Origin of the sequence: Niameybacter massiliensis (assembly GCF_001282685.1) — a bacterium.
Taxonomy (GTDB): Bacteria; Bacillota; Clostridia; order Lachnospirales; family Cellulosilyticaceae; genus Holtiella; species Holtiella tumoricola.
Genome location: NZ_LN875034.1, coordinates 568,817 through 594,949, shown reverse-complemented (window position 1 = coordinate 594,949; position 26,133 = coordinate 568,817). Strand labels below are relative to the sequence as shown.

Genomic DNA, 26,133 nt, shown 5'->3' with positions numbered 1-26,133 from the left:
TATAATAAAGAAGACATTCATATTTTAATTCATCTGTTTTATTAAAATCTTTTAGGAGGATTTCTATGCAAAATCGTAAAGTTGGTCTTATTATTGCTCTTAGTAGCTGCCTTGCTTGCTTTTTACTCTTTGTTATACTCATTGTTAATCTTATAGGTGGAATTGGACGTTCTTCTATTTCACACCAGTCTTCTAGCTTGTTAGAAGATCTTATTGATGTTCTTAGTATTGAAGGGGGTATTGGTGAAACCACTTCTAGTATGTTTGCTACTTCATATTATGATCATCAATTCATCATAAATAGTTTAAGTACGCTTATAGATGATCCTTCGAGTAAAGGACTTATTGTCTTTATTGATTCACCTGGTGGATCTGTTTATCATACCGATGAAATTTACCTTAAATTACTTGAATATAAATCTACAGGGCGTCCTGTCTATGCAAGCTTCGGAAGCACTGCTGCGTCTGGTGGGTACTATATTGGGTGTGCCGCTGATAAAATCATTTGTAACCGTAATACGTTAACTGGATCTATTGGCGTTATCATGCAAAATATTATAGATATTTCTGGTCTTTATGAGAAGTTAGGGATTAAGGTTGAAACGATTACCGCAGGTGAAAATAAAGCAATGGGAAGTGGATACGAACCCCTAACTGATGAACAACGTACTATTTTACAAAGTATGCTAGATGAAACACATACTCAATTTATTGAAGTAGTATCCGAAGGACGTAATCTCTCTCTTGAAGAAGCTCGTAAGTTAGCTGATGGACGTATTTATACAGCTAAACAAGCTTTAGAAAATGGTTTGGTGGATCAATTAGGGAATTTTGAGGATACAGTAACCATTATGCGTGAATCTCAAGATCTTATGGATTTACCTCTTAATTATATTGAACAGGCTCCACTTTCTTTCTTTGATACGTTGCTTTTAAAATTACCTAATCTTACACCAAAGACAGAACTCTCTGCCATTCTTGAATTAGAAAGTAATATTAATAAATTTGGCTACTACTGTATCTCACCTTTAGGAAATAGTAGCTATTAAATATTTATATAAGCAATAGAAAAAGTGCTATGAATAAAAGATAAAATCCCTTGTTCATAGCACCTTTATTTTATTAATCTAATCTCTAATTCATTATGTATTCATGACTTCTAATATAGGGCTACTTTTTGTAGTTAGCTGCAAGTTGAATAGCTGCTTGATGCTGAGGATCCACTACTGCCGCTATGTTTCCTTCTTTATGTCTTTTACTCCCTACAAAGTGAAGATCTATCACCCCACTCATACCATTTCCAGAAACGCCATTTAAAGAATCTCCTGCATGAGGCATACCTGCTAAAGAAGCTGCTAACATACGTCCATTAATATGTACGATAACAGGTCTTCTCTCCCACGAGAATCCCCCCCATATACTTTTTAGCATCTGCGTATCTGCCGTTGTTAACGTTTCAACATCTGCATGATTAGTCCCAAAAGTACGTTTTACTTTAAAAGTTTTCCCTGTATATACATCTTCAATCGTTACAATAGCACCTCTTGGTACTACATCTTTAGCAACACTCCAATTTAATACCTCAACCTTTTGAGCTTGGAACTCTTTTTGAGGTACTAGCTTTAGATCAGGATCTTCTAATTGTGTTTTATAGATATATCCTTCTGTACCATCTTCTAGCACTACGTTATACCAATTGGAGTTTTGATAAAGAACACTTACTATCTCACCTTGTCCTAATGTTTTAATTAATTTTCCATCTGAAGATGCCATTTCCCTTACTTTGACACCCTCCATGGTTGTTTGAGTAATGACCTTACGTATTGTTAAATAATCTTTATTTACATAAACAGATTTACCTTCTACATCTATAAGGTAAATATCGTTATCCTCTTGTAAGTCTAATACTTGATGCTGTGTCCCCTTAGCAAGCTCTATAATGTATCGTTCCTCACTATTATATCCTACTGCACCTGTAGATTGAATAGCCCCTATTATACTTCCAAAAGTAGGTACACTCATCATACTTAACACTGCTGTGCATAATATAAACTTTTTAGTTGTCTTCCTCATAAGTAACTCCTTAACCATTTTATTATGTACTTGTTACATTTGTTACATATTTATTAAGTGATTTCATTTTACCTAATTTTATTATTTTTGACAACCTTATATAATAACTTTAAACATTAGAATATATTTGTTTGCTTATATATGTTCTTTATTCTTCACTAAGCTTTCAATCTATAAATATTAAAATAGGCTATGTACCTTCCCCAAGATACATAGCCTTTACCCATATTATTTCTCTTTTATTTAATCTATAAAATTAAGATTAGCTTAAGCCTATTTAAAGAATAATCCTACTTATATAAACTACTTATAGTGCCTTCTATAAAACCTTACTTAAGAATATTTGTGTACGTTCTTCTCTTGGATTATCGAATACTTCTTTTGGTTTTCCTTCTTCAAGTATCTTCCCTTCATCCATAAATACAAGTCGTGTCCCTACTTCTTTTGCAAATCCCATTTCATGGGTTACAATCATCATCGTCATACCTTCTTTTGCAAGATCTTTAATAACTTCTAAAACCTCCTTAACCATTTCTGGGTCAAGAGCAGAAGTTGGTTCGTCAAAAAGCATGACCTCTGGATTCATAGCAAGTGCACGTGCTATTGCAATCCTTTGCTTTTGTCCACCTGAAAGTTTATTTGGATATTCATCCGCTTTCTCTCTTAAGCCGACCTTATCTAAAAGTGTATAGGCTACCTTCTTTGCTTCTTCCGGATTCATCTTCTTAACTTGAATAGGTGCTAGGGTAATATTTTCCAAAACGGTCATATGTGGGAAAAGATTAAAGTGTTGAAATACCATTCCTACCTTTTGACGAATTTGATTGATCTCTACATTCTTATCCGTAATATCTACACCATCTACTAAGATTTGTCCTGAAGTAGCCTCTTCCATACGATTGATGCAACGTAAGTAGGTAGATTTACCAGAACCAGATGGTCCAATAACAACGACTACTTCACTTTTAGCTATATAATCATCTATACCTTTTAGGACCTGTAGTTTCCCAAAGCTTTTATGTAATCCTTTTACTTCTATCATCTCTTCACCTCCTTAGAAACGTCCTTTGTTAATATTTCTTTCTACCATACGCATAATCCATGTAAAAGTACTTGTTAAAAGTAAATAGGTTGCTGTAGCAATTAAGATTGGCCATAGGAAGTTTCCTGAGTCTGTCATCATAATATTTGCTGCACGCATAATATCACGTCCACCAATCATACCAATAACCGCTGTTTCCTTAATTAATATAATAAACTCACTTACAAGAGCTGGCAACATATGTCTAAATGCCTGTGGAATAATAATCATCTTCATAGTCTGTGTATAGGAAAGTCCAAGGGAACGTCCTGCTTCCATTTGTCCTTTATCAATACCTTGAATACCTGCACGAATAAGCTCTGCCATATAAGCACCACTGTTAATACCAAAGGCTATACCACCTACTACTGCTCTTGGCATATTAGATTTTGCTAATATAACTAACCATATAAAACTTACTTGAGCAATGGCTGGTGTTCCACGAATAAAATCTACATAAATTTTAGTTATCTTTTTTAAAATTGCTCCTACCCACTTATAGCGATTAGGAAACTCAGAAACTTGAATCATTGCTACTATAATCCCTATAATTAAACCTATAATAGTTGCAATCAATGTTAAAAGTAATGTTTCTTGGATTCCATTAAGAAGCGTTATATAATATTTTTTTTCTATAAAAGTTTCAAAGAAAGCTACTGTTGTATCCCAACTAAACATAAAACCCCTCCCTTAGTTTAATATTTATTCACTTAATCTACTATTTATTATATATAACTTAATATATATTTTCTAGTAATTTTTATACTTTTATTCAATTTTATTTCTACTATTGATTATCTCTATACCGTTATTATCTCAGCAAATTAGGCTAATTCCTTTATAACACTTTTTCAAAAATATGAAATAAAATATTTATATTTAATCTTTATTTTACATAATTACTTAAATAAGTTAAAAAAGAAAGAGGTGGTATCCACCTCTTTTTATTCAGTTACACCAAAGTATTCTGCATAAAGTGCATCATATGTTCCATTTTTTTGAATTTCATTTAATACTTCATTAATTGTATTAAGAAGTTCTGCATTTCCTTTTTTAACAGCAATAGCATATACTTCTTCAATAAATGGTGCTTCTACAAGTTTTACACCTTTATAGTTTGCTACAATCTTTTTAGCTGGTTCTTCATCTAATACAACGGCATCAATCTTACCAATTGAGAGATCTGCAACTGCCATAGCACCTTTATCAAATTGAACCACATCGATTGTTGCACCTGCATCTGATTCATAACCGCTTACAAAAAGGTCTCCTGTTGTCCCAAGTTGTACACCTACTTTTTTGCCTTCAAGATCTTCTGCTTGTGTGATTGAATCATTATCTTCAGCTACAATAATAACTTGTTTAGATTCAAAGTATGGTACTGAAAAATCTACTTGTTTTGCACGATCTTCGGTTGCTGTCATACCTGCTGCAATAAAGTCAATTTTTCCACTTGATGCTGCGCCTAGAAGTTGACCAAATTCCATATCTTCTATTTTAAGTTCTTTGCCTAACTTTTCTGCAACCAGCTTACTAATCTCTACGTCAAATCCTACAATTTCATCTCCCTGGATATCTTCAAATGGAGGAAATGTTGGATTAGTTCCCATTACGATAACATTACTATCTTGTTTACCACATCCTACAAATGTTCCTAAGCTTAATACACCTGCTAAAATAACTGCACTTATTTTCATAAATTTTTTCATGATTAAATCCCCCTATAGATTATATATTTTTATGTAAGTAATTTTTTAACTTGTTAACTTATGAATAATTATAAGTATGTTTGCATTAATAGTCAATACATTTTTTTATACTTTCATCTATATTATTTTTAATTGTAGCACCCCTAACCCCTATACTCCTTGATATTACTTGATTTATTTCTATTTATTATCTTAAATAAATTTATTTATAATTTTATTAACAGTTTTGGAAACAATTTCCGAAGCAAACATATGTTTTGTGAGTGTTTTTTCTGTGGATAGTGTGTATAACTCTGTTAATAACTTGAAATAATTAGGTTTGTACCATTATTTTCTTGTTAATAACTTATTCACGATATGTATAAAACTTGTTTTTTCTATATTGCAACTACAATTATGTTTATGCATAGTGAACTCTTCCTATAGATAATTATGCAAAAACTACTGTACTAGTCTTCATGGATATATAACAAATAAATATTTGGTTAGTGTGAGGGCATGTAGGCAAGCTTATTGTATTCCAACTTCTAGTCCTCGCCTTTTAAGACAGGCTAAGTTCATTCCATCAAACTAACGGTCAAAACTCAGAAAAGAAGTTCACTTTTCTTCAAACATTTCCCTAAAACCAGTTTGATTCCATTCACTAAGCCTCTTCTAAAAAGTCTGCGGAGAAAGTTTGCATACAATAACTCATCTTACAGCCCATCACATCATAGCCGTTCCGGTAGAGAGATAGCAAAAGACATTGGGACATGCAAGGTTTTGCCTTCCAAAGAAGAGACGTTTGCTCTTCTTTCCTCTCCACGGCATGTCACTGGAAGTGAAAAGTTAACTTTCTAAGTAGAAAAGGGCGGTGATGCGTGGATGACCTCCATGGAGCTTTTTTCGAGGATGGACTTAGAATATAAGCTACATGAAGTTTAGTAATCTCTCCGCTGGCGCAGTCCACAAAGTGAGGGGGGTATATTTAGTAGACTTGATTAAGTGACAGGATAGGTGTGTTCTCCGGAATCTGCCTACGTAGTTTTCAGATAAGAAATGTTCGAAATGAAAAAATAATGGTTTTAGGTGTGCTGTTTGAACGAAGTGAGTTCACACCGTTATTATTTTTGAATGAGTTACATTTCTCTGAAAGCGAAGTGAAGCAGGTGAAGGAGAATCCAGCTAGACAGCTCACCTAAGTAGACTAAATATAAGCACATCCTCACTCCATAAAATATTTATTTCATTAAAAAAGAGAGATTGTACACCATCTATGTACAATCTCTCTTTTTTTTAAAAAAATTTATTTTAAAACTTCTTTTGCTACTTTTACTACGTTTTCTACTGTGAAACCGTGTTTTTTGAAGATAAGATCTGCTGGTGCTGATTCACCGAATGTATCCATAGAGATGACTGCGCCTTCAAATCCTGTGTATTTGTGCCATCCGAATGAGCTTGCTGCTTCTACTGCGACACGTTTTGTTTTATCTTTTGGTAAGATTTCGTTTTGGTAAGCTGTATCTTGCATTTCAAAAAGGTCTGATGATGGCATACTTACTACTGCTGCCTTGATACCTTCTTTTGCTAATTCTTTTGCTGCTGTTTCAATAAGGTTAACTTCTGAACCTGTTGCGATAAGGATAATATCTGCATCTTTAGAAGCTACATCCCCTATTACATAAGCACCTTTTTTAAGGTCACAACCAGTACCTGCAAGGTATGGTAAGTTTTGACGTGTTAAAACAAGTGATACTGGATGTTCTTTACTATTTAATGCATATTCCCAAGCTGCAACTGTTTCTTTTCCATCTGCTGGACGAATAGTTACCATGTTTGGCATACTACGAAGCATAGCAAGTTGTTCGATTGGTTGATGTGTTGGACCATCTTCACCTACACCAATACTATCATGTGTAAGAACATATGATACTGGTAATTTCATAAGTGCTGCTAAACGCATTGAGTTTTTCATGTAATCACTGAATACGAAGAATGTTGAACAGAATACTTTAAGTCCTCCATGTACTGCCATACCGTTCGCAATCGCTGCCATAGCATGTTCACGGATACCAAAGTGAAGGTTTCTACCTGCGTAATCTCCTTGGTAGAAGTCGCCTTTACCTTCCATATATGTTTTTGTAGATGGTGCAAGGTCTGCAGAACCGCCTACAAAGTTTTCTACTCTGTTTGCAATTTGGTTAATGATTTCGTATGAAGTTTGGCGTGTTGCAAGTGATTTTGAAGTATCTGCATAGTTTGCGTAAAGGTCTTCAAGATTTACTGTTTCACTACCATTCCATACTGCCCATTCTTTTGCAAGCTCTGGATAAGCTTCTGCATAAGCTGCAAATAATGTATTCCATGCTGCTTCTTTAGCTGCATTTTCTTCATTAAGTGCTTTGATATGTGCTTTTACTTCATCTTCTACGAAGAATTCTTGATCGTGGTGTTCTAAGAATTTTCTAGTTTCAGCAATGTTATCGTAACCTAAAGGCTCACCATGTGCACTTGCTTTACCTTGTTTAGCTGGACAACCGTATCCAATTTTTGTTTTCACTTCAATGAAGTTTGGTTTGCCAGATACTTTTGCAGCTTCAATTGCTTTTGCAATAGCATCTGCATCATTACCATCTTCTACTAAGAATGTAGCAAAACCTTGTGCTTCAAAGCGTGCTCTAACATCTTCTTTGAAAGCAATTTGTGTATCACCTTCGATAGTAATGTTATTTGAATCATAAAGTACGATTAATTTATCAAGACCTAATGTACCTGCAAGTGATGCTGCTTCGTAGCTAATACCTTCCATAAGGCATCCATCACCTACTAATGCATAAGTATAGTGGTCAACGATATCATAACCTTCTTTATTGAAGTGTGCTGCTAAGTGGCGTTCTGCCATTGCCATACCTACTGCTGATGCAATACCTTGTCCAAGAGGGCCTGTTGTAAGTTCTACACCTACTGTGTGACCGAATTCTGGATGTCCTGGTGTAAGACTTCCTTCTTGTCTAAAGTTTTGAAGATCTTCTATTGTAAGACCATATTCAAATACATGAAGTAAAGAATAAAGTAAAGCTGAACCATGACCTGCTGATAAAACAAAGCGATCTCTGTTAGCCCAATTTGGATTGTGTGGGTTGTGTTTTAAGTATTTGCTCCATAATGTATAAGCCATTGGCGCTGACCCAAGTGGTAAACCTGGATGTCCTGAGTTAGCTTTTTGAATTGCTTCTGCTGACAGGATACGAATAGTGTTGATCGTCTTTTGGTCTAGTAAATTCATTTAAAATTTCCTCCTTAAAATACATACAGCTTTTCTACCTATTGTTCATTATAATATGCTTTGTTCGTATTGTATACACGTTTTACCGATATTCTAGCTATATCTACAAATTCATACTCTTCATTTTCTTCTTTAGAATTCCGATATAATTATGGAAGTTATTTCATGTAAATAATTTAAATTGATTAGGCAAGGAAGTTTTGTTATGGCATATATTTATCCTACTCAGAACAGTAAGTTCCGCGTTTATTATTTGTATAAAACAAAAAAAATATATCTTGGACTTTATAATAATTCTGAATCTGCATCACTGGCTTATGATTTTGTTCAGCAAATCTTTGAAGGTGACTTAACAGTGGATGCTTATACAGTAGATATACCTATTTCTTTTGATAAATTTATCTCCTGCATTAACTTTAGAGATTCAAATTTTTATTTCAAAACACCCATCTATGTATATAAGGATTGCTTTAAGTATTATTTAAAACCTGATTTAGTTTTAACTTTTGATCTTAAGGACCTTCTATTTTTCTCTAATACACGTATTCATAAACGTCGTGATTACCTTTATACCTATATGGGTGATCATCAAGAGAACATCTTACGGCGTTTTGGTTTTACCAAATCTATGATTTACTTAAAAGATTATCGTTTTAAGAATGGTGATCGTTATGATTTTAGACGAGAGAATATAGAAGTTATTAATCATTATTATGGTGTAAAAAAAGAAAAACGTTATAATCAACCCACTTATGTTGCACGTATCGCTCTACAAAATACCTCACTTACTATTGGCCACTATGAAACTGAGATACAAGCGGCTATTGCTTATAATAAAGCTGCAGATCTTGTTAATAATCGCCTAGAGGATAGTCCTTATCCCCTTAATTCATTTCCTTTTTTAACACGTCAGGAGTATCAAGATCTCTACGATGAATTGGTTATCTCTAAGCGGCTTACTCATCGTTCCACTCAAAACCGTGTTTGTTCCAGTAAGAAATGGCGCGGCGTATCAAAAGATCAAAGTAGCTATCGTGCAATCATTGGTTATAATAAAAAACGTATTTATCTTGGTAACTATCCTACTGAGAAAAGAGCAGCACAAGCTTATAACTATGCTTCTCTCTACTTATATGGCCCGAATGGGTATACCAATGAAATTGATCCTTTAGTCTATTCTAATGATGCCTTAGCTATTGCTAAAAAGTTAGAAAAAGCTGGTGTATTGAAGCAGTTTTCTTCTATAGTGGAAGATTCTCCTGAGTATGCATNACTTATATGGCCCGAATGGGTATACCAATGAAATTGATCCTTTAGTCTATTCTAATGATGCCTTAGCTATTGCTAAAAAGTTAGAAAAAGCTGGTGTATTGAAGCAGTTTTCGTCTATAGTGGAAAATTCTCCTGAGTATGCATCTACTAAAATTATAGAATTATAAATCTGAAAAGAGTAATAGTATACTTTTCTTTATCATGATCTACTAATAAGTAATTAATAAGTACATATTACTCTATCTCTATACTAAAAAAGGGCTGCCTTGTGGCAATGTCTTCACTTAATGACATTGCCACAAGGCAGCCCTTTTTCTTATAATCACTATCTAGAAAACATCACTTTCTCTATGCTTCTGTAATGTTTTCTTTGATATAGATATTCACAGGTAACTTATTATAACGATCAAATGTATAACGATGGTATGGGAAATCTGGTCTGTGTGAAACATCACTTTCTTTAATGACTGTTGTCACACTAGGTTTTACAAGCTCTCCATCTTTTACTGGTAGCCCTTCAACTAAGTTTAAGAACTGCTCATAAATAGAAAAGTCTGTATAGTGGTTAGTTGCAATATCTCCCACTGTAATACCTGGATTTACATTCATGAGTTCTATTTGTCTATTCTTTTTCATTCCAAATTTTAGAGTGAAAAGACCTTCTGTACCCACTTCTTTTAAGAGTTTCTTCGCTAACTTAGTAATCTTACCTTGCATCGTCTTAGTAATAGAAGCTGGCATATAAATATATTTCACCGCTTCATCATTTAAAATTTCTTCTTGAATTGGATAGGTATAAACTTTATCTCCTGCTTTTAGTACAGAAATACTTAAAATACGATCATACTCATGAATCTCTTCAATAAGCCATTCTGTTGTAGAATCATCTAGTTCATAAATAAATTCTTCTAAATCATCTTTTGTATAGATATCCATAACTTCATAGCGATCTGGATAGAGCTGATAAAGTCTAAATGGCATCTCTACATCTGCAATTTGTTTAAAGAATGTAAGCTTATTGCTTTGGTGATAGTAGTTGGGTACTGGCACTTCTGTAAGATCACATGCAATAAGTTGTTGTACACGGTTGGCTACAAAATCAATGCCTTCACCTTTAGGATAGGTTATGCAAGTCTTTAAAATATCTTTGCTAAGTACGGGTATTGTTGATGTACAAAAAATGATGGCATCCGATTTAAGCGCTAATCGTTTAATATTTGCAGTTGTAATAGGTGCCGTAATATGTGTATTACATACCTCACTGGCGATATTTCCTACTTCTGGCTCTAATAAAACGGTCTGAATGCCTCTTTTTTGGGCTTCTACTGCGATCATAGCTGCTAAAAGGTTACCGCCTACTAAGCCTAATGTTTCAATTGGGTCATTCTTCATATGTCTTCCTCCTTTAAATGAGATAGTCAATAATTTCTACAGCCTTATTAATATTTTTTGGAACTGAGATAAGAGAAATAACAAGTGGCTCTGCTGTTATGCCTCCTTCAAGATGCTCTAGTTTATCAACCTTTATTCCATATACATGTTCTTTTCCATCTTCTAAACTTGTAGCTGTTAATAAGCTATCTTTATATTGCTCAAGAAGTGGTGCCATTTCTGGTACTTCATCTAATGCTAAGAAAGGATCAAATCCTTCAATCTCCATATATTTAGAGTAACGGTCTTCTGACATAGCAAAGATATCTACTTCTCTTACTTGTATTTTCAACATCATAAGTTGGTCATTAAGAACCATTTGTGAATCCATTTGAGACCAGTCCGCTGGTAAGTAATATAAATCTGTATTAAAGTTTTCTTTAAAGAACTGCTCTTCTTCTTCCATTTTTGCTGAATCAATAACCATTTTAGAAGTAACAACAACATGAGCATCAAAATTATCTTTTGGTTTGAGCATAGTTGTAACAATTTGGCTGACTAAAAAAATACCAATTATGGTTCCTAAAATAGCATACCTATAATACTCCCAAATATACCCTACTTTTTGCTTGGTGTTCATCTCTTTAAACTTTTCTCTGTTGCTCTTTCTCATCTAGTTTCTCCTTCTTAATGAATTAGCCTCTTTTACTTCATTTTTTCCTATGCTATACTTGAAGCAAGTTTATTTATCTAGTGACCCCTATCTGTACTTTAGTATTTTCTATAAGATGCAATAGACAGTTGTAGTATCTCTAGATAAGGATTTCTAAAATGTAGATAGTATAAAAAATAAAATGCTATCACTCTTAGAAATCTGTTTATATTACTATCATATTTTAATACTATAATTATACCATATGTACACAGTATGTATTTCAATTATTTTTAAGGAGGCTTCTTTGATTATGCCATGGTTATATAAACTTGAAAAAAAGTTTGGCAAATTTGCAATTCCTAATTTGATGATGTATATCCTCATGGGACAGGCAATTGTCTTTTTACTTACGAACTTAACAGGTAGTTATTGGATTCAAAGTTTATTAGTATTTAATAGAGGTGCCATTTTATCCGGTCAAATCTGGAGAATCTTTACCTTTATCTTTATTCCAACCTCTACTTCACCTCTTATGTTCTTATTGCTTGTATTTATCTACTATTCTATCTCACAACAATTAGAACACATTATGGGTACATTTGCTTTTAACTTCTTCTACTTCTCAAGTGTTATTGCTTGTATCCTTGTAGGCTTTATCTTTGGTGGAAGACCTGATGTGTATTACATTAATCTTTCATTCTTCTTAGCTTACGCAACCCTTATGCCTGAAGCAACATTCTACTTATATTTTGTGATTCCATTTAAAGCAAAATATTTACTAGTCTTCTACTTCATTTTAATTGGTGTAGACTTACTAGGTGGTGGACTTGTTAACTTTGCATTAATTGCTGCTTCTTTACTTGGATATTTTATCTTCTTCGGTATGCCTGTACTCAAACGTAAGAAAGTACAGCAAAAAGGCTATGCTGGCCAAAAGCAATTTAAAGCCGCAAAACGAGAAATGGATTATGAAAAGCGTGCACCAATTAAAGTGGCTTTCCACAAATGTCATACATGTGGCAAAACAGAATTAGACGATCCTGATATGGAATTTAGATATTGCTCTACTTGTAACGGTGATTATGAGTACTGTATGGATCACTTAAGAAATCACGAACACGTTAAATAAAGATAGGCTACCCTTATGTGGTAGCCTATTTTTTGTTCATATAGATTTCAACAATAAAAATCAATTCATGAAGAACTGGCATAATCAATATCAGACCACCTGCTTGTATATGCCCTAAATGCATGGCATGTGCTAAAAGAAAAATCAATGCGCCAAATCCAAGAATAAGTGTACCTGTTAGCATAGATTGTTCTTTGGGTGACCTTACTCTTGCTTCATCCCCATAAGCAAGTACGGCATACAGTGGCATAGGAATGCCCTGTGGTGTTGAGATCACCATAAAAGGTATAATCCACATATGTTGTAACACTTGATGATAAGTAAGCCTATGTTCTTCATAAAAAGGTGCTGGTTTTGCATGCTTATAGCCACATATAAGTACAAGCAATCCTTCAATAATATGTAATACCCCCACTAGGTAAATCAACATTTCATAATCTAACGTAAAAAGTGGATGGTTAAAGAGCTTACTCAATCCTTCTATCATAAAAGCTACAGGGATTACATACGAGAAGCAGCCCCATTTCGGATGAATAAGCATAAGTAAGATGGCAATTGGAATAAGTACTAAAATATTCAAACTCACATAAAAGTTAATCCCTAGATACGCTAAAATACCGCTTGTAGTGATTCCTAATAGAATACCTAGTATCATATCAGGTAAAGCTCTTGCAATCATCTCAGGTACTTTTTGTGGACCTTGTACTTGTTCTATTTGTCTTTTGTACACCATTACACTGTATATCGCCATTAAAAAAAATATGGGGTCACGTATAATGAGCCCCATACTTTCTACTATATACAGTATCAAATACTGTACAAAAGTTTTCATAGATGCCCCCTAACTTATTTCATTTGCTCTTTTAATACCTCTACAGCTTTTTGAAGCTGTGCATCTTCATCGTATTCTAAAGCAGGTTTTATCATAAGTTCAGGTGCTAAGCTTACATCATAATCAGGTTCAATTCCCTCTCCTTGAATACATACACCACTTGGTGTGAAGTATTGGGAAGTCGTTACTTTTAACGCTGATCCATCTGTAAGTGGCATAATCGTTTGAACAATACCTTTACCGTAAGTTCTCTTACCTACTAATACGGCACGATTATGGTCTTTTAGTGCACCAGATAATACTTCTGAAGCACTTGCACTCTTTTCGTTTACAAGGACAACTACTGGTAAGTCGATATACTCACCATCTGCACGCATAACGTCCTCTTCACCTTGTTTGTTTTTGGTTGAAACAATAATCCCTTCTGGAATCAGTTCATCAGCCATCTTTACTGTAATGTCTAAGAGCCCACCAGAGTTGTTTCTAAGGTCAATGATTAAGCCTTTTGCATTTGCTTTTTCACTTGCGTCTAAAGCTTCTTTGAATTGTTTATAAGTCAGTTCTTCGAACTCACGCACTTTGATATAGCTAATGTCCTCTTGTAACATTTTATGTTCAACTGAAGGATAAATGACATTTTCTCGCTTCATTTCTAATTCTAATGTTTCATTGGTAGAAGGTCTAAAAACTGTTACTTTAACCTTTGTACCTGGTTTACCTTTAATAATCTTAGGTGCTGTACTAAAGTCGTCGCCTGTAAGCTTTTGCCCTTCTGCACCAATAATCTTATCATTAATAAGCATACCAGCTTTTTCGGCTGGAGAACTTGGGAATACATCTGTCACCAAAATACTATTATCATTTTGGTCTACCATCATTTGAACCCCAATGCCTGCATAGACCCCACTTGATTTTTCCATTACTTCTTCAAATTCTTCTTGAGTATAGTAGGTTGTATAAGGGTCGCCCACTGCTGATACAAGGCCCTTATAAATGCCCTCTTCCATGGCTGTTTGATCTAACTCGCCTACATAGTACTCATCTAATGCTCTTTGAATAACTTCTAACTTCTTATCAATATAATCATATTTATCAGCAAATAATGTTGCGCTAAATAAAATGACTGTTGATAATACAAAGCCTATCGTTGCGCCTTTTAGGAAACCTTTTTGTTTCACTTTGTATCACATCCCTCAATTATATTATTCATAGCTTACGTCAATTTTCTATTTCTTATCCTTATTTTAACACTTCTATTGCCTTTTGTAAGATAACATCATTCTCTAACTTAAGTGTACCTGTTGTGACAAGTTCTAAACTATTCTCTGTGATTGTTTTTTGAACCACAGATGGTACTACACCATTATCTTTGATTTGATTTCCCTTTGCATCTAAGACAAGACCTGTAGTGATACTTAAACCTGACCCATCCTCTAAAGGTACACGTACTTGAGTTGTTCCATTACCTGCTGTCTCCTCACCAACTAATACCCCTCTATCAAGAGCTTGTATAGCTGCTGGGAAGGCTTCAAGAACACCCTCTGTATAAGTTCCTGTTAATACAGCAAGAGGTAAATCATATTTACCATCTTCAGTTTTATATGGTGTGACTGTGCCATCTTTATGCTTAACAGAGAATACAACTTGTTCATCTAAAAATAAATCACATAACTTTTGGACCTCTTCTAGATTATCACTATAAACACTACGTAAATCTAAAACTAAAGAAGTTGCCCCCTTATTAATGAGTTCATCAATTTGAGTACCTATTTGCTGAGTACTTCCATTAACTAAACCATCTAAGTCCACATAGCCTACGCCGTTATCTAGTAATTCACTCTCTATTAAGTTGATCTTTACAACATCTGCTACAAGACTCACTTCTCTCGTTTCAGTTTCATCATTATTCTTAATAGTATAAACCACAGGATCTGTACCATTATAGATAAGCTTTTCATAAATCTTAGTTTCATTTGAACCCAATGCCTTAATACCATCTACCGCAAAGATTTTATCACCGACTATAATACCAGCTTGCTCAGCAGGAGAATTAGGAATCACCTCTGTTACAATCAAGTACTGATTGGTAATCCCCCAAGTAAAGCGGATTCCCGTACCCAAATAATTGCCTTCTGCTTCTGTTTGCTCCTTATTGAAAGCTTCTTCTGATAGATAAGAAGTGTATGTATCACCCACACCATATACATACCCCCTGTAGATTCCCTCTAACATATCCTCATCTAAGCCCTCACCAATATACTTAGCCTGTACGACCTGCTTCAACGCATTAGCCTTCGCCTTATTATAAAAGCTTCCGCTTAAAATACTACTACTTCCACTCTCTCCAGCAGCACTGTTTAAATGTCCAATACCATACAAGGTACCAACACCCGCTACTCCAACTAAAACACCTGCTACTATACCAATCACAAATCTTCTCTTCACCACGCTGCCTCCTTTAGGGACGGTTCATTCATTTCATCTATTGATGATTGAACCTTATTATTATCGGCTATACTCTATTAACATCTATTTTAAGAAAGGATTATAAAAATGCCTAGAGTAGCTCGTATTAAAACTAATGATAGTGTATTTCATATTATGCTTCATTCTTTATCTGAAATTAACCTCTTCAATGATTCAGAAGATAAAGAGATGTATCTCGCACTTATAAAGAAAGCTAAAACTAAATTTCATTTTAAAGTTTATGCATTTTGCTTAATGACCACCCATGCTCATTTAGTAATTGATAGCTTTGGGAGTGATATTTCTAAGGTAATGCACTACATTAATTTATGCTATTCTATCTACTATAACAATAAATATAGCAGAAGTGGGCCTGTTTTTAGAGACCGCTTTAAAAGTAAAATCGTTAATTCTTATAAATATCTAGTGAATGTTTGCGCATATATCCATGCCAATCCTAAGGATCTTCTAAAATCACAAGATACCCTTTTAGACTATCCTTATAACAGTTTAATAGATTATATAAAAGGTTGCAATCGCTTTAAAATTTTAGACTCCGCATTCCTGATCTCCTTACTTGCTTTAAACCATCGTACAAATAGAAAACAATATTATCATTATATAAGTCGAACTTTAGATACATCTATCATAAAAGATACAGACTTTCCTTTGTGTACCTCTGAACCTACTAATAGTAAATTCATTCCGCGTATCCATGACCCTGAAATGATTCTCCAATATGTTTCTACTCAACTAAATCAGCCTAGTCAATGTATATTTTACAAGTATTCTTCATCTGCAACCTCGCTTAGAGCTTTAACCTGTTTTATGCTACACGCATTTTGTAATATGTCTCACCTCGAAATCTGTGCATTTATTGGCAATATCTCTAGATCTAGAGTTTCATCTCTTATTGCTAAGGGTATGTCCCTTACTTATGATATGCCTATTATAGAGAATTTTATTAGTATTAATTCTTAATTCCCATATAAAAATAATAGACCAACATAATGTATATATCATGTTGGTCTATTAACCATGTTTAAATTTTTATTCTAATAATACCCTATTCATAGAATCGTAGAGAAAGGAAAAACTATTCATTTAGTTCCCCCTTTCTTTTATGAGTCTGAATGAACCGTCCCTAATTATTTAAATAATTCCATGGGGAGGTATGGCGGCCGTTGACGCGGACTTCGAAGTGGCAGTGATTACCTGTTGAGTTCCCTGTACTTCCGATTCGCGCGACTTGTGTACCGCGGCTTACATATTCTCCTACACTTACTGTTAGTGAGGAGTTATGTCCATAAATACTTACAATCCCACTTCCGTGGTCAATCATAATGGTATTTCCAAATCCTCTTACCCATCCGGATACGATGACTTTCCCATCAGCTGCTGCAATGACTTTTTCTCCGTATGGAGCTGGTATATCAATCCCTTGATGGAATTCAGCTATCCCTGATATTGGGTTATTTCTTGGATTATATTGTGAGCTAAGGCGGTAGTATCCTGGTACTGGCCATTCAAACTTTCCACCTGAATATTTGACTGTACTTGCCTCAGTTAAGCGTTTAATTTCTTTTTCTAATTCTTTTGAGATTTCTTCCATCTCATCAATCTCATCACTTAACGTTCTGGCTTTAGATTTCTTTTCAGCAATCTTTTTATTTTTATCCTTTCGCATACTTTCAAGTTCACTCATAGCAGCTTCTTGATTACTACGTAATCCTTCTATTGCTACTTGCTCAACTTCTAAAGTTGCTTTTTTCTCAGCTATAACTTCTTCTTGCTTTTGATATTCATCTAATAGCTGATTATCATATTCAGATATAACTTTTATGTATTTCGTACGATCTAGAAGCTCACCTAAGCTTCCTGATGAAAAAATCAGTTCAATATAGCCTGATTTTTCATTCTTATACATCTGTACCATTCGATCTTTAGTCGCCTCATATTGATATTCTTTTTTCTCTATAGCGGCTTCTAATTCTTCTTTAGCAACTTCTACCTCACTTTTTTTAGCTTCCAGGTCAGTTTCTATCTTTAAAAGCTTATCTTCAGCAGCCACAATTTTTTTATCAAGTGCGTCTACTTCTTTTTCAAGCTGTGTTTGTTCTTTTTCTACTTGAGAAAGTTGATTTTTGGAATCTTGAATATTTTGCTGTGTTTCTTTCAAATCACTTTTCTTATCGGATAAACTTGATCCATATAGTGGTATAATACCTATACTTATAATAAGTGCCCATACTAACAAAACTCTTCTTTTCATTGTTGTATCTCCTTACACCTTAAGATGTTTGTGTATTGCGATAGCACTACCTAATACCCCAATACCAATTCCTATTAATCCAAACATAGGTATAAGACCTTGCATAATTTCTGCTATAGGTACTAACTGCATACCACCCATAAAGTTTCCTAATGCGTCTCCAATTAAGTCTAAAAATACAACATAACCTTCTTTAATGACCCAAGTTGGAACAATACAGCCAATAATTCCAATTAAAATCCCCTCAATTACAAATGGCAAACGAATAAATGTATCCGTAGCGCCTAAATATTTCATAATATTGATTTCTTTACGGCGTACATATACCGTAAGTTTAATCGTATTTGTAATAAGTAATAATGCAATCACAATTAAACATCCAATTAAAATACTAGAGATTAATTGGACTGAATGATTAATACTCATAAAAATAATACTTTCATTTTTGAAATATTCAACTTGTAATTCAGGTATATTTTGTAGTTTCTTAACAACCTCTTCTTGATACTGCATGGCCTCTACTTTGATTTCGAAGGAAGCTGGAAGAGGGTTGTCATTTTTAAATTGTTCAAATAAAGTATCATCTTCTTGACTACTTGCAAATTTTTGTAAGGCATCCTCTTTAGAGATGTACTCTACTTCTAAAACATAATCTGTATTCTTAATCTTATTTTCAATTTCTGTTATACGTGTAGGTTCAATATTTTCTCTTAAGTAGGCTGAAATACCAATTTGTGTTTCTACTTGATGTAATACAGACTCAATATTTTTAGCAATTGAATAAGACATGCCTAAAATTAATAAGCAAAGGATAATAGTCCCCGCCGAAGCAAGTGCCATAAGACGGTTTTTCCATAAGCCTAGAATACCTTCTTTACAAAGATACTTCACGGTACTCCACTTCATCATGGTACCCTCCTTCATAAGTATCTTTTACAATAATTCCATTACTTACTTCAATCTCACGCTTTTTGAGAAGGTTCACCATCTCTCGTTCATGAGTTGCTACAATAACGGTTACCCCTCGCATATTGATATCAAGAAGTAAGTTCATAATCTCCCAAGATGTAGATGGGTCTAAGTTTCCTGTAGGCTCATCGGCAATCAAAATGGGTGAATTATTAACAATAGCACGTGCAATAGCCGTTCTTTGTTGCTCACCACCTGAAAGTTCATGTGGATAACATCTTGCCTTTTTAGCAAGCCCAACAAGTCCCAGTACAACTGGGACTGCTCTTCTAATTTCTTTACTACTTGCTTGTACAACTTGCATAGCAAATGCTACATTTTCATAAACAGTCTTATTGGGTAACAACCTAAAGTCCTGGAATACAACCCCTACATCCCTACGTAAATAAGGAACTTGTCTACGTTTGAGTTTTGTAATTTCCCTACCATTAATACTAATCTTGCCATGGGTTGGCTCAACCTCTTTAAGCATAAGCTTTAATAAAGTAGATTTTCCTGAACCACTATTCCCTGTTATAAAGACAAATTCCCCTTTTTCTATACTAAGAGAGGTAGGCTTAATACCTACTGTGCCATTAGGATAGGTCTTTGACACATTATTTAAGTAAATCATGCTCTTACCCCCATCTTATAGCTTGCCTGAATTTTGTCTCTCCATATATTCCATATATTGACTTACCATGATTGTAATTTTAAATACAATGGCATCATCGAATTTTCTAAGGTCAAGGCCTGTCATTTTAAGAAGTTTATCTAAACGGTAAACAAGTGTATTTCTGTGGATGTAAAGTTGTCTTGATGTTTCAGATACATTTAAGCTGTTTTCAAAGAATTTGTTTACTGTCATAAGTGTTTCTTCATCAAAGTTTTCAACTTTTTTACCTTTTAAGACTTCTTGGATGAACATTTTGCAAAGTGGTAATGGTAATTGATAAATAATACGACCGATACCAAGTTTTGAATAAGTTGAAATATTATCTTCACAGTTGAAGATTTTACCTACTTCAAGTGCCATACTTGCTTCTTTGTAAGAGTTAGATACATCTTTAAGATCAGATACAACTGTACCTACAGCAATGTGAACATTACTCATAGCTTCTGAGCTTAATGTATCATAGATCATTTTAGAGTAATTATCTACTTCTGTTTCTTCTCCTGTAGCCACCTCTTTAACAAGAATAACGCTTCTTTCATCTACAGCTGTAACAAAGTCTTTAGATTTATCTGGGAAGATACTTCTTAAGATTTCTGAGATATTTGCTTCTTTGCTTTGATTTGACTCAATTAAAATAACCACACGTGGAACAGTATTTTCTACATGTAATTTTTTTGCTCTACTATAGATATCTACTAAGAGTAAGTTATCTAAAAGTAAGTTTTTAATAAAGTTATCTTTGTCAAATCTTTCTTTGTAAGCTACAAGTAAACTTTTGATTTGGAAAGCAGCAAGTTTTCCTAATTTGTAAGCTTCATCATCTGTACCACTTACAGCAAGTACATATTCTACTAAGTACTCATCATAAATTTTGAAGTAATGTAAGCCTTGCATCTCTTGACTATCTGCATGAGAATTAATAAACGCTTCTACTTCTGGTACATATTCGCCTACTGCATTTTCAATAGTTGTTGCAACAATTTTTGCTTCTGCATCAAGTATGTTAAAATCACGTCTTGTAATATTCTTTAGGCCGTCTATTGTGTTTTGTAAAATTTGGTTTGAAATCACTCTTATCAGCTCCCTAGTTTTATTTATTTGAAATTAGTTTTATCGCATTATACCTTATTTTATCCTATTTACAGACAAAAAAAAAGTGTTAGCCTTTTATTTGTTAATAAAAATTAATTTTTTAAGAAAAATATAAAAGCCTGCTCCATGGAGCAGGCTTCAATATTTAAATTAGTTTGTGATTGTAAGTTGTGTTTCAAGGTCAAATGCATGGATTTTTGATGTATCAATACCGATTGCAATTGTACTACCTGGTTTAGCTTTACAGCTTGGGTGTACACGACCTGTAACGTTGTGGCCTTCACATACCATGTAAAGGTAAGTTTCAGAACCAAGCATTTCTGTTACTTCTACTGTAGCGCTTACAACAGCATATTTAGCTTTTTCATGGTCACCTACTGTGTCCATATCAGCCATATGTTCTGGACGAATACCCATCATGATGTTTTTACCTACGTAGTTACCAGCTTTTAATGCAGCTGCTTTTTCTTTAGGCAATACAACTTCTGAGTTGCTGAATGTAAGAACGATGTCTTCTCCACGAGCTACTACTTTAGTTTCGATGAAGTTCATTTGTGGTGAACCGATGAAACCAGCAACGAATAAGTTTTCTGGATTTGCGTATAATTTAGTTGGTGAATCAACTTGTTGGATGATACCATCTTTTAATACTACGATACGTGTACCAAGTGTCATCGCTTCTACCTGGTCATGTGTTACGTAGATGAATGTTGTTTGAAGTCTTTGGTGTAATTTAGAGATTTCTGTTCTCATTTGTACACGAAGTTTAGCATCAAGGTTTGATAAAGGTTCATCCATTAAGAATACTTTTGGTTCACGAACGATAGCACGACCCATAGCAACACGTTGTCTTTGACCACCTGATAATGCTTTTGGTTTACGATCTAAACATTGATCAATGTCAAGGATTTTAGCTGCTTCCATAACACGACGTTCGATTTCGTCTTTTGGAGTTTTACGAAGTTTAAGACCAAATGCCATATTATCATATACTGACATATGTGGATATAAAGCGTAGTTTTGGAATACCATCGCGATATCACGGTCTTTAGGAGCTACATCGTTACAAAGTTTGTCCCCGATCCAAAGTTCACCTGAAGAAATTTCTTCAAGACCTGCGATCATACGTAATGTAGTAGATTTACCACATCCTGATGGACCTACGAAGATAATGAATTCTTTATCTTGAATGTGAAGGTTGAAGTCTTTTACCGCTACGAATCCATTAGGATAACGTTTGTAAATATTATTTAATTTTAATTCTGCCATGATTTTTCCCCCTTGGCTTTATTTTAATCCATTGCTCTTACGTGTTGTAAAACACACTGCTTAATTTGATAATATAAATATACTATATTTCCATTAAGTAAGCTATTCGCTATTTTGATAAAAAGCCTAAATTTATTTTAGTTAATAGTCCTAAAAAAAATTTGCATTTTGTGGAATAAGGGTTAACAAACTAATCTCTTTTTATCCATAAACTGTACTATATAACCAACCTGCTACTGAAAGTTGTTAAATAGCCTATTATTCGTGTCATTTTTTGTGGAACTTTTCTTTAACTACTTCTATTACGAATTTTGGTAGTACCAACATACGCTTTGCACGTGTTGGCTGACACATCAAGCGATAGAACCACTCTAACCCTACTTTTTGATAAAACTCTGGTGCACGTTTTACAACCTCTGCCATACCATCAAAGCTTCCACCTACTCCAATAGCTACACGTATATTAGGTAATTGTTCTCTATATTTATCAATCCAAAGTTCCTGCTTTGGTGCACCTAGTGCAGCCAATAGGATATTTGCATTACTATTATTAATGTCTTCTATAATAGCTGGTTCATCTTCTTCTTTAAAATAACCATCACGAATACCTACAATTTGAATCCCTGGGTACTTTGCACGCATTTTCTGGGCAGCTTGCTCTGCTATCCCTGGCTTACTCCCTAGGAAGTAATAACGGTATCCCTTATCTGCTGCTTGTTTCATTGTATTTTGTACTAAATCATAACCTGCTACACGCTCTGGTAATGCATCTTGTAATATTTTAGAGGCAAGTACCACACCAATACCATCAGGAACAATAAGATCTGCACGTTGCATAACTGCTTTAAAATCTGCATTATCACGTGCTAACATAACAATTTCTGGATTTGGTGTAAAGACCATATGGTAATTAGAAGAATTCACAAATTCACTAATTCGTCTTGTTGCATCTTCCATTGTAATACGATCTACTGGTATGTCTAATACATTAATAGTATCTCTCATATTTGCCTCCTAACCTAGCAGCTCACGTACCTTGACTGCTGGCAATTCCACTTTTTGTTTTTTCTCTTGGTTTACAAGATGAATGCGTTCTCTCTCTGTCTCTAATTGTTCAATGAGTTCATCTATATAGACTTTCATCTTCTCTTCATTAATTGAAGCAACAGGCATACAGTATGGTGCACCAACCTCATTTAAGAAACCTTCTACTTTTGGATCATAAGATAAACCAATCATAGGTACTTCTACTGCATGTGCCATAATTAAGCTGTGTAAACGCATGCCTAGAATGAAATCAAATTGCACAGTATAAGCGACTACTTCATCTATAGTCATTTCTTGTTCAATCACATGTACATCGCCTTTTACACGATTTGCGATCTCCTGGGCAATACTTAAGTCTTCCTTATGATACATAGGAATGAAATAAAGGGCATAGCCTTTTGATTCAATGTAGCTTGCAATGCGTGCTACTTTTTCAATCATTTCTTCATCATTTTTCCATGGTCTAATATAAAGACCTACTTTTTTACCTTCTGGTAAACTTGCTTGGATATCACTTACCAATGCCTGTTTAGGTTCAATACCTAAAACAGGGTCAATGGCTACAGTAATTGGTGCTTTATTCACACCTAAGCTTTCTAAAAGTTGTTTAGATCCTACTTCTCTTACAAAGATATGAGTTACCCTGTTACAAATCTGCTTCACCAAGAACTTGCCAAAGCCTTTGGCTACTGGGCCTACACCTTGTGAATAGAACACAACAGGCTTTTTGTAAAACTGAGCAATTTTAACAACACCTAAATAATATGGAATAACCTTACTACTTGTAACATCTTGTAGTAAGCTTCCCCCACCACTAATGACCACATCACTTTTCTTAATGGCAGCAATAATGTCTTTAATTCCCCATCTATTAATGGCTTCTACCCCATAAAGTGCCTTTGTTTGACTTGGTGAATTCGATAACACTGTTATTTCTACATCTGGTATTTGTTTACGTAGTGCTGAAATAATAGAAGAAAGTACAGCTTCATCACCTATATTGTTAAATCCATAATAACCTGATAATACTATTGATTTTTTAGTACCCATTTATTAATCACCTTACCTACTAATTTGGTTACACCGATAAAGATTAAGCCTATAACAATACCAAAGATGAGGCCATAACCCATTCTAATAAGAGAGATTAAAACCGGTGTATGAATATGTGCATACGTATTAACTAATGAAATCTGTCCGATAGCTCCTAATACAAGAAGTGGGATGTACTTATCTTTATAACCATAGTAAAGAAGTACCAACATTAATGGATGACCAATTAAGAATTCTTTTGTTCTTGGTCTTACCCCAAGTGTTGTATCTAAGAATTGTCTAAATGCAAGTTCTAAAGGTGAAATACTTCCTGTATTCCCTGTACGTGAAGTATAAACAAGTAATACCACTGCACCTACTGCCATAATCCCTAATGCTAAATAAGTAACTTTATTACTTAATAAGTCTTTATAATATTGATAACTTAATCCATGACGTTCATAGTAAGCAATAAGAAGTACAAGCACGATAGGTAGAAGCATAGCTGCTTTTACACCGGCAAAAACATTAATTCCAAGTCCAAAACTTGTACGAGATAATACCCCAATAATCGTTAAGGCACCACCAAATGAAATCACACTACATTTAATAAAAGCTAAAATAGTCTCTTTAATATTTCTTTCTTTATCATCTAATACAATGGTTACACCGTAAGTAGGATAAATCACTGCTCCAAATAAAGCCATTAATTTGATCCCCATATCTGGAGAAACTTTTAAAAGTCCAGCATATCCAATAAGTCCAAGTGCCCCTAAGATATAACCTACTTTTGTAAGTTTTAAATAATCTAATAAAAGTACAAAGACTAAAATCGCACCAAGTCCAGCTAAAAGACTTAATACATAACTCCCCATTGGTAAGTTATATGGTTTGATTTCGTTTACTACTGTATAGCCTTTTGTTTCTGCTAATTCAGTAAATGTAGAAATATTTGTTCCTAAGAAGTTTGCATCTTTTTCAATATCTAAAGTATTTGGCATTTTAAATAAGAAAGTACGTAAGTTACGTTCTGTTAAAGCAAGCATATAACGATCCATAAGTCCATCTGTTGTATACTGTTTAACTTGTGCATCTGTTACTGTGTGTAGACGTTCTACATTAAAAGCTGTACCTTTTTGACTTGAAGTCTTTGCTAAAGTTTCAAAGCCTTTTTGTTTTTCTGAGAAAAATTCTACAAATCCTAATCCATGTTCTTCAATCATTTCTACGATCATAGGATTTTTAGGTTCTACGATAGCGCTGTCTGCAAAGTAAATTGTACCTAAATTAGGAATGGCTTCGATTTGTTGTACAAAGGCTTCAATAGATTCATCTGATACATGATCCCAAGATTTAACTTGTGGTAAAATCACATAACCTAAATCTGCTGCTACTTGTAAGTGTTCATAGTTATAACCGACACCAAGTGTGGTTAAAATACTAGTAGGTACTGTTACTTCTATATAATCTTCACCTTCAATAAGTGTTTTATAAGCACTAATACCTTTTAAAGTTAAGTTATTATAAATGAGATTAAATGTTTCTTCATCATAAGCTTCTATATAAAGATTACTTCTTCTAATATTATTGCTTTCAGGATAATCTTTTTCTAACTCATAACCTTCATAAACCGTAGCTTTACCTTGGTCTTTAAAATTGACATAATCAGCACTTGATATCGGTAGCACTGTATTTTCTCTTACAAAGAGTGCATTCGCTCCTAGGTCATTAAAATGCTTAAGTACTACATCTATTGGTTCATTGGTTTGTCTTGCAATGTTAAGCACATCACTATAGCGGATTGCTACTTGAATATCTCTATAATTTTGTTCTACATTAATACGTCTCGCCCCTATAAATCCGCAAACACATAGAGATATGACAATCAATACGCTTATAATTATCTTACTTTGTTTTTTCATCTCGTCCTCCGTAATCTATCCA

At 34.1% G+C, this 26,133-nt stretch carries 21 protein-coding genes; 3 read left to right on the top strand and 18 right to left on the bottom strand.

The window, feature by feature from the left end; all coding sequences use genetic code 11:
* Positions 1-65 precede the first annotated feature (65 nt).
* A complete protein-coding gene (gene sppA / locus BN2390_RS05200) occupies positions 66-1,049 on the top strand; it encodes a signal peptide peptidase SppA (RefSeq protein WP_053983295.1) in 984 nt (327 codons plus the stop codon).
* Between the two features lie 121 nt (positions 1,050-1,170).
* Here sppA and BN2390_RS05195 read toward each other — a convergent pair whose 3' ends face one another.
* The 7 genes from BN2390_RS05195 to BN2390_RS05160 all read right to left on the bottom strand — a co-directional run bounded on the left by BN2390_RS05195 (position 1,171) and on the right by BN2390_RS05160 (position 11,444).
* Positions 1,171-2,073 carry an SH3 domain-containing protein gene (locus BN2390_RS05195; RefSeq protein ID WP_053983294.1) on the bottom strand — a complete coding sequence of 301 codons (903 nt, stop codon included), beginning with the start codon at positions 2,071-2,073 and terminating at the stop codon, positions 1,171-1,173.
* Between the two features lie 319 nt (positions 2,074-2,392).
* Complete coding sequence (locus BN2390_RS05190) at positions 2,393-3,115, bottom strand: amino acid ABC transporter ATP-binding protein (protein ID WP_053983293.1); 723 nt, start codon at positions 3,113-3,115, stop codon at positions 2,393-2,395.
* Positions 3,116-3,127: 12 nt separating this feature from the next.
* Positions 3,128-3,832: an amino acid ABC transporter permease gene (locus BN2390_RS05185; protein ID WP_053983292.1), complete on the bottom strand. Its 705-nt coding sequence runs from the start codon at positions 3,830-3,832 to the stop codon at positions 3,128-3,130.
* Positions 3,833-4,098: 266 nt separating this feature from the next.
* On the bottom strand, positions 4,099-4,863 hold the full coding sequence (locus BN2390_RS05180; RefSeq protein WP_053983291.1) for a basic amino acid ABC transporter substrate-binding protein: 765 nt from the start codon (positions 4,861-4,863) through the stop codon (positions 4,099-4,101).
* 1,285 nt (positions 4,864-6,148) lie between these two features.
* Positions 6,149-8,128, bottom strand: a complete 1,980-nt coding sequence (gene tkt, locus BN2390_RS05175) for a transketolase (RefSeq protein ID WP_053983290.1) — start codon at positions 8,126-8,128, stop codon at positions 6,149-6,151.
* A 1,620-nt stretch (positions 8,129-9,748) separates the two neighbouring features.
* A complete protein-coding gene (locus BN2390_RS05165) occupies positions 9,749-10,792 on the bottom strand; it encodes an ATP-grasp domain-containing protein (protein WP_053983288.1) in 1,044 nt (347 codons plus the stop codon).
* A 13-nt stretch (positions 10,793-10,805) separates the two neighbouring features.
* Positions 10,806-11,444 carry a hypothetical protein gene (locus BN2390_RS05160; protein ID WP_053983287.1) on the bottom strand — a complete coding sequence of 213 codons (639 nt, stop codon included), beginning with the start codon at positions 11,442-11,444 and terminating at the stop codon, positions 10,806-10,808.
* 292 nt (positions 11,445-11,736) lie between these two features.
* Here BN2390_RS05160 and BN2390_RS05155 point away from each other — a divergent pair, with 292 nt between their 5' ends.
* The gene (locus tag BN2390_RS05155) at positions 11,737-12,555 is read left to right on the top strand and encodes a rhomboid family intramembrane serine protease (protein ID WP_053983286.1); all 819 of its coding nucleotides are present in this window, start codon (positions 11,737-11,739) and stop codon (positions 12,553-12,555) included.
* 25 nt (positions 12,556-12,580) lie between these two features.
* Here BN2390_RS05155 and BN2390_RS05150 read toward each other — a convergent pair whose 3' ends face one another.
* From BN2390_RS05150 to BN2390_RS05140, 3 genes are all read right to left on the bottom strand, one after another.
* Positions 12,581-13,387: a hypothetical protein gene (locus BN2390_RS05150; RefSeq protein ID WP_053983285.1), complete on the bottom strand. Its 807-nt coding sequence runs from the start codon at positions 13,385-13,387 to the stop codon at positions 12,581-12,583.
* Positions 13,388-13,401: 14 nt separating this feature from the next.
* Positions 13,402-14,565, bottom strand: a complete 1,164-nt coding sequence (locus BN2390_RS05145; RefSeq protein ID WP_053983284.1) for a S41 family peptidase — start codon at positions 14,563-14,565, stop codon at positions 13,402-13,404.
* 61 nt (positions 14,566-14,626) lie between these two features.
* A complete protein-coding gene (locus BN2390_RS05140; RefSeq protein WP_053983283.1) occupies positions 14,627-15,832 on the bottom strand; it encodes a S41 family peptidase in 1,206 nt (401 codons plus the stop codon).
* Positions 15,833-15,940: 108 nt separating this feature from the next.
* On the opposite strand from BN2390_RS05140, the gene BN2390_RS05135 reads away from it, so the two are divergent.
* A complete protein-coding gene (locus tag BN2390_RS05135) occupies positions 15,941-16,834 on the top strand; it encodes a transposase (RefSeq protein ID WP_053983282.1) in 894 nt (297 codons plus the stop codon).
* A gap of 163 nt (positions 16,835-16,997) precedes the next feature.
* On the opposite strand, the gene BN2390_RS05130 is transcribed toward BN2390_RS05135, so the two are convergent.
* From BN2390_RS05130 to BN2390_RS05095, 8 genes are all read right to left on the bottom strand, one after another.
* On the bottom strand, positions 16,998-18,125 hold the full coding sequence (locus BN2390_RS05130; RefSeq protein ID WP_053983281.1) for a murein hydrolase activator EnvC family protein: 1,128 nt from the start codon (positions 18,123-18,125) through the stop codon (positions 16,998-17,000).
* Positions 18,126-18,137: 12 nt separating this feature from the next.
* Positions 18,138-19,034 (bottom strand): permease-like cell division protein FtsX, encoded by an 897-nt coding sequence (ftsX, locus tag BN2390_RS05125; protein ID WP_198524852.1) that lies wholly within the window; start codon positions 19,032-19,034, stop codon positions 18,138-18,140.
* Positions 19,000-19,707, bottom strand: coding sequence for a cell division ATP-binding protein FtsE (ftsE, locus tag BN2390_RS05120; RefSeq protein ID WP_053983279.1), 708 nt, complete (start codon positions 19,705-19,707; stop codon positions 19,000-19,002). The genes ftsX and ftsE overlap by 35 nt, the downstream gene beginning before the upstream one ends.
* A gap of 15 nt (positions 19,708-19,722) precedes the next feature.
* Entirely contained in the window at positions 19,723-20,820 is a 1,098-nt protein-coding gene (locus tag BN2390_RS05115) for a PucR family transcriptional regulator (RefSeq protein ID WP_053983278.1), read from the bottom strand.
* 171 nt (positions 20,821-20,991) lie between these two features.
* Positions 20,992-22,110 carry an ABC transporter ATP-binding protein gene (locus tag BN2390_RS05110; RefSeq protein ID WP_053983277.1) on the bottom strand — a complete coding sequence of 373 codons (1,119 nt, stop codon included), beginning with the start codon at positions 22,108-22,110 and terminating at the stop codon, positions 20,992-20,994.
* Positions 22,111-22,377: 267 nt separating this feature from the next.
* Positions 22,378-23,115: a WecB/TagA/CpsF family glycosyltransferase gene (locus tag BN2390_RS05105; protein WP_053983276.1), complete on the bottom strand. Its 738-nt coding sequence runs from the start codon at positions 23,113-23,115 to the stop codon at positions 22,378-22,380.
* A gap of 9 nt (positions 23,116-23,124) precedes the next feature.
* Positions 23,125-24,207 carry a polysaccharide pyruvyl transferase CsaB gene (gene csaB / locus BN2390_RS05100; RefSeq protein WP_053983275.1) on the bottom strand — a complete coding sequence of 361 codons (1,083 nt, stop codon included), beginning with the start codon at positions 24,205-24,207 and terminating at the stop codon, positions 23,125-23,127.
* Positions 24,186-26,111 carry a DUF5693 family protein gene (locus BN2390_RS05095; RefSeq protein WP_053983274.1) on the bottom strand — a complete coding sequence of 642 codons (1,926 nt, stop codon included), beginning with the start codon at positions 26,109-26,111 and terminating at the stop codon, positions 24,186-24,188. The genes csaB and BN2390_RS05095 overlap by 22 nt, the downstream gene beginning before the upstream one ends.
* Positions 26,112-26,133: the final 22 nt, after the last annotated feature.